An 8,596-nucleotide genomic window follows, 5' to 3' on the forward strand; every position below is an offset into this window, starting at 1 on the left:
CCCGTGGAGGTAGTGATGGTGTGGGGGGGGCCTGGGGAGTCCCTCTTTGCGCCCCCCCACCCCAGCTCTGCTAGGCCTTTAGGCCAAGCGACGCTACCCTCCCCTTAAGGGGAAGGGAGAGCAGGAGCCGAGGGTTCCGCTAGGTTAAAAATGACCTAAATCGGCAATACCCGCGAAAACTTGACGGCACCCAGCGAAAAACTGCTTTCGATGGAGGCGACGCCCTCGAGTTGCGTCAGTTTCTCGCGCAGGAAATGCTCATAGGCTTCGAGATCCGCGCAGACGACGCGCAAGAGGAAGTCGTATTGCCCGGTCATCAGATAGCACTCCATCACCTCCGGCCAGCGGGCAATGGCTGCGCCGAAGGCGTCGAGATTATCGGCGCGCTGGCGTTCGAGCTTGATGGAAATGAAGACCGAAACCGGCAGGCCCACCGCTTTCTGCTCGATATTGGCGCTGTAGCCCGAGAGCACCCCGGCGCGTTCCAACTGCCTTAAGCGGCGCAGGCAGGGCGATGGCGACAGGCCCACCTTGTCGGCCAGCGCCTGGATGGTGAGCCGCCCATCTTCCTGCAAAGCGCGCAGAATCCGGCGATCCACTGCGTCAATGCCATTTGGGGTGGTTTCTGCCAATTTGCTGCCACTACCTTATCAAATCATGCGCCAAATTGGGCGGATACAACCAAAATAGACAAGAAATTTGTCGCCGCAAGGTGCAGTCTCGGCTCGTTGCGAGGAGGACTATATGGGTTCGGAAACGATCGGGCGCGTCGAGGCCATTGAGGCGCTGACCAAAAAATCGCTGTGGCTGGCCAGCTGGATGATCCATCACGCCAACCATATCCGGCCCAATGTGGATGGCGTGAAGGTGGGTGGGCACCAGGCCAGTTCCGCCTCCATGGCCGCCTTGCTTTCAACGCTTTATTTCGGCGTGCTCAAGCCCGAGGACCGGGTGGCGGTGAAGCCGCATGCCGCGCCTGTATTCCACGCCATCCAATATCTGATGGGCCGGCAGAGCCGCGAAAAGCTCATCGATTTCCGTGCCTTTGGCGGCGCGCAATCCTATCCCTCGCGCACCAAGGACACCGACGACGTCGACTTCTCCACCGGCTCGGTGGGGCTGGGCGTGGCCTTTTCCGCCTTTGCCTCGATGATCCAGGACTATGTGCGGGCCAAGGACTGGGCCCGCAAGGATGTCGCCGAAGGCCGGATGATTGCCTTGGCCGGCGATGCCGAGCTCGACGAGGGCAATATCTACGAATGCCTGCTCGAAGGCTGGAAGCACGGGCTGCGCAATTGCTGGTGGATCATCGACTATAACCGGCAGAGCCTCGACGGGGTGGTGCGCGAAGGGCTTTACGAGCGGATCGAGGCCATTTTCAGCGCTTTCGGCTGGACGGTGGTGACGCTCAAATATGGGGCGTTGCAACGCGCCGCCTTTGCCGAACCGGGCGGCGAACGGCTCAAGGCCTGGATCGATGCCTGCCCCAATGCGCTCTATTCGGCGCTGATGTTCCGCGGTGGCGCCGCCTGGCGCGAGCGGCTCAGCGACGAAATCGGCGATCAGGGTGCGGTCTCGGCGCTATTGGCGCGGCGCAGTGACGACGAGCTTGCAGCGCTGATGGCCAATCTCGGCGGCCACTGCGTCGAAAGCCTGCTCGAACAGTTCGAGGCGGCGGGCAGCGACCAGCCGACCGTGTTCATCGCCTATACCGTCAAGGGTTGGGGGACGCCGCTGGCCGGTCACAAGGACAACCATGCCGGGCAGATGACCGCGGCGCAGATGGCGCAATTGCAGGCGGCTCACAAGGTGCGCGCCGGCCATGAATGGGACAAGTTGGAAGGGCTGGACAAGGCTGCGGCGCTCGAGGCGTTTTTGGCGAAAGTGCCGTTCAACAGCAAGACGTCGCGCCGCCTGACCTCGCCGGCCGTGCCTACGATCGGGCCGCAATTCATCGGCACCGGCGCGACTTCGACCCAGGCGGCGTTCGGCAAGATTCTCGACGCCATCGCCAGGACCGATAGTCCCCTGGCGCAGCGCATCGTTACCACCTCGCCCGACGTGACCGTCTCGACCAATCTCGGCGCCTGGGTGAACCGGCGCAATCTCTTCGCCTCGGACGAAATGGCGGATCTGTTCCAGAAGGAAGCCATTCCCTCGACGCAGAAATGGCGCTTCGGCCCCGATGGCCAGCATATGGAGCTGGGCATTGCCGAGATGAACCTGTTCCTGATGCTCGGGGCGGCCGGGCTCAGCCATTCCCTGTTCGGGGAGCGCCTGCTGCCGATCGGCACGCTCTATGATCCGTTCATCGCCCGCGGCCTCGATGCGCTCAATTATGCCTGCTACCAGGATGCGCGCTTCCTCTTGGTGGCGACGCCCTCGGGCGTGTCGCTGGCCGGTGAGGGCGGTGCGCACCAGTCGATTTCCTCGCCGCTGATCGGCATGGCTCAGGATGGATTGGCCAGCTTCGAGCCGGCCTTTGCCGACGAGCTGGCGGTGATCATGGATTGGGCTTTCGACTATATGCAGCGCTCTGGCGATGCCCGCCCGGACCTGGCGGATTGGCCGCGCGATGTCACCGGCGGCTCCGTCTATTTGCGCCTCTCCACCCGCGCCCTGGAGCAGGTGCCGCGCCAGGTCGATGCCGATCTCTCGCGGGACATCATTCGTGGCGCTTATTGGCTGAAGCCACCGACGCCCGAATGCACCACTGTTATCGCTTATCAAGGCGTGCTGGCCAGCGAGGCCATTGCCGCCGCGGCCGAAATCGGTGGTGACCGGCGCAATGTGGCCGTGCTGGCCGTGACGTCGGCCGATCGTCTCAATGCCGGCTGGCAGGCGGCGCAGCGCGGCCGGTTGCATGGCGAAAGCCCCGAGCCCAGCCATATCGAGGCCCTGTTGGCCGAGGTGCCGCAGGCGGCCGGTATCGTCACCGCCATCGACGCGCATCCGGCAACCTTGGGCTGGCTGGGCAGCGTGCTCGGGCACCGCACCATGGCACTGGGGGTCGAGCATTTCGGCCAGACCGGCACGGTCAATGATCTCTATCGCCATTTTGACATCGATGCCCGCGCTATCGTACAGGCGGCCCGCGCGGCGACCGGGCGGCGATAGGCCTCGTAAACGGTCGCGCAAAACTAGTCCGCGTCGTCCTTGACCGCTTCCATGGAGACATGGGTTGAGGTGTGGGCGACGTGGGGCAGGGCGGAGATTTTTTCGCCCAGCACCTCGCGATAGGCGGCAATGTCCTTGGTGCGCACCTTGAGCAGGTAATCGAAACTCGAAGCGATCATATGCGCCTGCTCGACTTCGGGCAGGGCCCGCACGGCCTTGTTGAAGGCTTCGAGTGCCGCCTTGCGGGTGTCGCTGAGCCGCACCTCCACAAAGGCCACATGCGGCAGGCCCAGCCGGGTCGGGTCGATGACAGCGCGATAGCCGAGGATGAATCCATCCTGTTCCAGCCGGTGAATGCGCGCCTGGCATGGGGTTTTGGAGAGGTTGACGCGCCGGCTGAGCTCGGCAACGCTGATCCGGCCATTTTGCGCCAGTTCTGCAAGGATTTTGCGGTCGGTCTGGTCTAATGGCCTATTGGTGGCGGAGTTCATGGTTGAAAGTCCTGCTGGAAACGCAATTTCAGTAGCATAGTTCCTCGACTGGCAACCAGATCAGGCGAAAAGCCTGTGAAAGGTCTGGCAGATTAGCCGGATAGCCACCGAGCCCCCGCCATGAGCCATCCCGTCGATCGTGCCGCCCTTCATGCCCGTCTCCATGCCGATGAGACGGCCCTGGTCAAAACCCTGATCGCGGAGACCGGGCTCGATACCGCCCAGCGCCAGAGCATTTCCCACAATGCGGCCCAATTGGTGGAGGCGGTGCGCAAGGGGCGCAAGCTGGGGCTGATGGAGAGCTTCCTCGCCGAATATGGGCTCGACAGCGAAGAGGGCGTGGCGCTGATGTCGCTGGCCGAGGCGCTGCTGCGCGTGCCCGATAGCGAAACGGTGGATGCGCTGATCCACGACAAGGTCGGCGGCGCCGACTGGGCCAGCCATTTCGGCGGCTCACCCAGCCCCTTGGTGAACTTCTCGTCCTGGGCGCTCAACCTCACCGCCGATGTGCTGGGCGATCCCGAAGTGGGGCCGAAAAGCGCTTTGCATCGGGCCGTGGCGCGGCTCGGCGAGCCGGTGATCCGCACGGCGGTGAGCCAGGCCATGCGGCTGATGGGCAGCCAGTTCGTCTTCGGGCGCACCATTGACGAGGCCATCGTCCATGCCAGGAAGCCCGAGGCGGAGGGCTATCGCTATTCCTATGACATGCTGGGCGAAGCCGCCCGCACCGGCGAGGATGCGCGGCGCTATTTTGACGCCTATATGCGCGCCATTACCGCCTTGGCGCCCCATTGCGTCCATGGCGCGGTGCGCGACAATCCCGGCATTTCCGTCAAGCTCAGCGCCCTGCATCCGCGCTACGAAATCGGCCAGCGCCAGCGGGTCATGGCCGAGGTCGTGGCGATGACGCGCGAACTGGCCATTGTCGCGGCGCGCGCCAATATGGGGTTCAACATCGACGCCGAAGAGGCCGACCGGCTGGACCTGTCGCTCGATGTCATCGAGGCGGTGCTGGCCACGCCAGAACTGGCGGGCTGGACCGGCTTCGGCGTGGTGGTGCAGGCCTATGGCAAGCGGGTGCTGCCGCTGATCGACTGGCTCGACCAGACAGCGGGACGGCTCGACCGGCGCATCATGGTGCGGCTGGTCAAGGGCGCCTATTGGGATGCCGAGGTCAAGCGCGCGCAGGTGCTGGGCCTGCCGGGCTATCCGGTGTTCACCCGCAAGGCGGCAACCGATGTGAGCTATATCGCGGCAGCGCGAAAGCTGTTTGCGGCGCAAAATATCTATCCGCAATTTGCCAGCCACAATGCCCATACGGCGGCGGCGGTGCTGCATCTGGCGGCCGAGGCCGGGCGCTTCAACGACAGCTATGAATTCCAGCGCCTCCATGGCATGGGCGAGCAGCTGCACGAGGTGCTGCGCACCAATCACGGCACCACCACCCGCATCTATGCGCCGGTAGGGCCGCACAAGGACCTGCTCGCCTATCTGGTACGGCGCCTGCTCGAAAACGGCGCCAATGGCTCCTTCGTCTATCAGATTGCCGACGCCGATATCCCGGCGGCGCAGGTGGCCGAAGACCCGATCGGCAAGCTGCTGGCGCTGGGCCATGCCATTGCCAATCCGGCCATTCCGGCGCCCAGCGCCATTTTTGCGCCGCGGCAGAATTCGCGTGGGCTCGATCTCGCCGACCCGCTGGAGTTCGGCGCCATGGACAGGGCGCGCGACGCATTCCGGGTACAGCAGTGGCAGGCGGAGCCGCTCATGGCTAGCCCGCATCTGGGCACAGCAAACCGGGAGCCGCTGCGCAATCCGGCCGATCACGCCGACCTTGTCGGCACAGTGCGGGCCGCTAATGCCGAGGATGTCGCTGCGGCCATTGCAGCGGCTGGGGCATCCAACTGGGCCTCGACGCCGGTGATCGAACGGGCGGCCATGCTGCGCCGCGCCGCTGACCTCTACGAGGCCCATGCCGCCGAGTTATTTGCTCTGCTGGCGCGCGAGGCCGGCAAGAGCTGGGCCGATGCGGTGGCGGAAGTCCGCGAGGCGGTGGATTTCCTGCGTTACTATGCCCAAGAGGCGGCGATGCTGTCAGGCGCGCCGCGTGGCCCTTTCGCCTGCATTTCGCCGTGGAACTTCCCGCTCGCCATCTTCACCGGCCAGATCGCCGCGGCGCTGGTGGCGGGCAATCCGGTTCTGGCCAAGCCGGCGCCGCAGACCCCGCTGATCGCCTTCCGCGCCATACAATTGCTGCGCGAAGCCGGCATCCCTGCCGACGCCATCCAGCTGTTGCCCGGTGGCCCGGAGGTGGGTGCGGCATTGACCTCCAATCCCGCCATTGCCGGCGTCGCCTTTACCGGCTCGCTGCCTACGGCGCGGCGGATCGAACAGGCCATGGCCAGCCATCTCGATCCGCAGGCGCCGCTGATCGCCGAAACCGGCGGGCTCAATGCCATGATCGTCGACAGCACCGCGCTGACCGAACAGGCGGTGCGCGATATCCTGGCCTCGGCCTTCCAATCGGCGGGCCAGCGCTGCTCGGCGCTGCGCATTGTCTATGTGCAGGAGGATGTGGCCGAGCGCACGGTGCATATGCTCAAGGGGGCCATGGACGAATTGGTGCTGGGCAATCCCTGGCAACTTGCAACCGATATCGGCCCCATCATCGACAGTGCCGCGCGCGACAAGATCGCCGCCTATATCGCGGCCCGGCAAAGCCAGGTGCTGCATGCACTCTCCGCGCCGGACACGGGCACATTCGTGGCGCCGACGCTGATCGCGGTTGAGGGCATCAAGGCGCTGCCGGAGGAAATCTTCGGGCCGGTGCTGCATGTGGCGACCTTCAAGGGGGATGACCTCCCCCAGGTCATCGCCGATATCAATGGCTCCGGCTACGGGCTGACCTTTGGCCTGCACACCCGCATTTCCTCGCGGGTCAAGCATCTGGCCGACACGGTTCATGCCGGCAATATCTACGTCAACCGCAACCAGATCGGGGCGGTGGTGGGCAGCCAGCCCTTTGGCGGCGAAGGCCTGTCCGGCACCGGACCCAAGGCCGGCGGTCCGCATTACCTGCCGCGGTTCACGCGCGATGCCCAGGTCGGATTGCAAAGCGCCGTCCTCGACCTGCCGGGCCCGACTGGGGAGAGCAATCGCCTGCATGCGCTGGGGCGTGGCACGCTATTGTGCCTGGGGCCGACACCGACGGATCGCGCCGCCCAACAGGTGATGGCCGAGACCGCCGGATGCCGGGCGATGGAAGGTGAACTCGACAGGGTCGATCTGACGGCCGGGAACGGCTTCGCCGCCGTGGCCTTCTTTGGCGACAGCGCCGGTCAGCGTGCTGTCCGCCAGGGGCTGAGCCTTCGTAGCGGGCCGCTGCTGCCGCTTCTGACCGGGCCCGGCGATCTCCCGCGCCTGCAGATCGAGCGCCATGTCTGTATCGACACCACGGCGGCCGGCGGCAATGCCACGCTGATGGCGGCGGCACTCTGATGGATGGTGGGGGCTGCGACATGACTGCCGCTAACGGCTTCGTGAATGGCGCGGCGCTACCCATCCTCTATTACCCCAACACCTGCCGGGCGCGCGTGTGCGATGCGCCGGGCACAAAGTTGGCGATGGTCCTGTCCCTCGGACCCTCGCTTGCGGAGCCGGGCACCTCCTCCTCCCGCCCGGCTCCGCCTCGTTTCCCGCACCATTGCCGAGCACGGCCCGCTATGGGCAGTCTCGTCACTGCGCCCGGGCGCTGATTCCGCTCCCCTTGTCGAACCTGCAAAGGCCAGTCCAGTCATGACCCCAACGCTCTCCACACGCCTCGAAAAGCTGCGGACCCGCATGGCTGCAACCGGCACTGACCTCGTGGTCATCGGCCCCTCGAGCCACATGGTCTATTTGGCCGATCTGTCGCCGCATGGCGATGAGCGCCCGGTTCTCCTGATGGTGAGCCAGGATTTTGCCGGTTTCCTGATGCCGGCGCTCAATGTCGACAGCGCCCGTCAGCATACCGACCTGCCGTTTTTTCCCTGGGCCGATGCCGAGGGGCCCAATGCAGCGCTCGACGCCCTGATCGCGGCCACCGGGATCGACCGCAATGGCGCATCCATTGTGCTCGACGAAACCATGCGCGCCGATTTTGCGCTGCTGGCGCTCGACGCGCTGCCGGGCGCCAAGCGCCGTTTTACCGCCGACACCGTGGGCTATTTGCGCTCGCGCAAGGATGCCGATGAATATCAGCGGCTCAAGGCTTCGGCGCTGCTCAACGATGCGGCGATGACGGCAGGCTTTGCGGCCTTGCGCGCCGGCGTCACCGAGCTCGAAATCGCCCAGGTGATCGCCGATTTCTACATGGCCAATGGCGCGACCACCGAATTCTGCTCGGTCTGCTTCGGCCCCAATGGCGCTTTCCCGCATCACCATACCGGTGAAACCCAGCTCAAGGCGGGCGATGCCGTCCTGATCGACACCGGCTGCCGCATCGGCGGCTATCCCTCCGACATGACCCGTGTCGGGACCTTTGGCGGCGTGCCGGAGGGTTTTGACGCGATCCATGCCATTCTCGACCGTGCAGTCGAGGCGGCGATAGCCTCAGCCGTACCGGGTGCCAAGGCCTCAGCCGTCGACAAGGCAGCGCGCGTCGTCATCACCGCGGCCGGCTACGGTCCCAATTTCCTGCACCGCACCGGCCATGGTCTCGGCATCGACGTGCACGAGGCGCCCTATATTACCGGCACCAGCGAGACCGTGCTGGACGAGGGCATGGTGTTCTCGATCGAGCCTGGCATCTACCTTGCCGGCCGCTTCGGGCTGCGGCTCGAGGAGATCGTCATCATCCGCAATGGCGTGGCCGAGATCTTTTCGGAATTGCCGCGCGGCAGCGTCACGGCGGGCTAGACCATTTCAAACTGAGATGGACTCAGGGCGCTTTCGCCTCCCTCCCCCTTGAGGGGAGGGATTGAGGGTGGGGGTCCATCGGTGTGTCACTG

At 65.1% G+C, this 8,596-nt stretch carries 5 protein-coding genes; 3 read left to right on the forward strand and 2 right to left on the reverse strand.

Translation table 11 applies throughout. The features are described 5' to 3' along the window. Positions 1-155 precede the first annotated feature (155 nt). Positions 156-632 carry an Lrp/AsnC family transcriptional regulator gene (locus DEVEQU_RS04950; protein ID WP_126149473.1) on the reverse strand — a complete coding sequence of 159 codons (477 nt, stop codon included), beginning with the start codon at positions 630-632 and terminating at the stop codon, positions 156-158. A gap of 112 nt (positions 633-744) precedes the next feature. On the opposite strand from DEVEQU_RS04950, the gene DEVEQU_RS04955 reads away from it, so the two are divergent. Continuing rightward, the gene (locus DEVEQU_RS04955) at positions 745-3,117 is read left to right on the forward strand and encodes a transketolase (RefSeq protein WP_126149474.1); all 2,373 of its coding nucleotides are present in this window, start codon (positions 745-747) and stop codon (positions 3,115-3,117) included. A 23-nt stretch (positions 3,118-3,140) separates the two neighbouring features. Here the strand turns inward: DEVEQU_RS04955 and DEVEQU_RS04960 are convergent, their stop codons facing one another. Further along, positions 3,141-3,608, reverse strand: coding sequence for an Lrp/AsnC family transcriptional regulator (locus DEVEQU_RS04960; protein ID WP_126149475.1), 468 nt, complete (start codon positions 3,606-3,608; stop codon positions 3,141-3,143). Between the two features lie 120 nt (positions 3,609-3,728). On the opposite strand from DEVEQU_RS04960, the gene putA reads away from it, so the two are divergent. Then, positions 3,729-7,106: a bifunctional proline dehydrogenase/L-glutamate gamma-semialdehyde dehydrogenase PutA gene (gene putA / locus DEVEQU_RS04965; protein WP_126149476.1), complete on the forward strand. Its 3,378-nt coding sequence runs from the start codon at positions 3,729-3,731 to the stop codon at positions 7,104-7,106. A gap of 297 nt (positions 7,107-7,403) precedes the next feature. Continuing rightward, the gene (locus DEVEQU_RS04970; RefSeq protein ID WP_126149477.1) at positions 7,404-8,504 is read left to right on the forward strand and encodes a M24 family metallopeptidase; all 1,101 of its coding nucleotides are present in this window, start codon (positions 7,404-7,406) and stop codon (positions 8,502-8,504) included. Positions 8,505-8,596 lie beyond the last annotated feature (92 nt).

The organism is Devosia equisanguinis (genome assembly GCF_900631955.1).
Classification (GTDB): Bacteria; Pseudomonadota; Alphaproteobacteria; order Rhizobiales; family Devosiaceae; genus Devosia; species Devosia equisanguinis.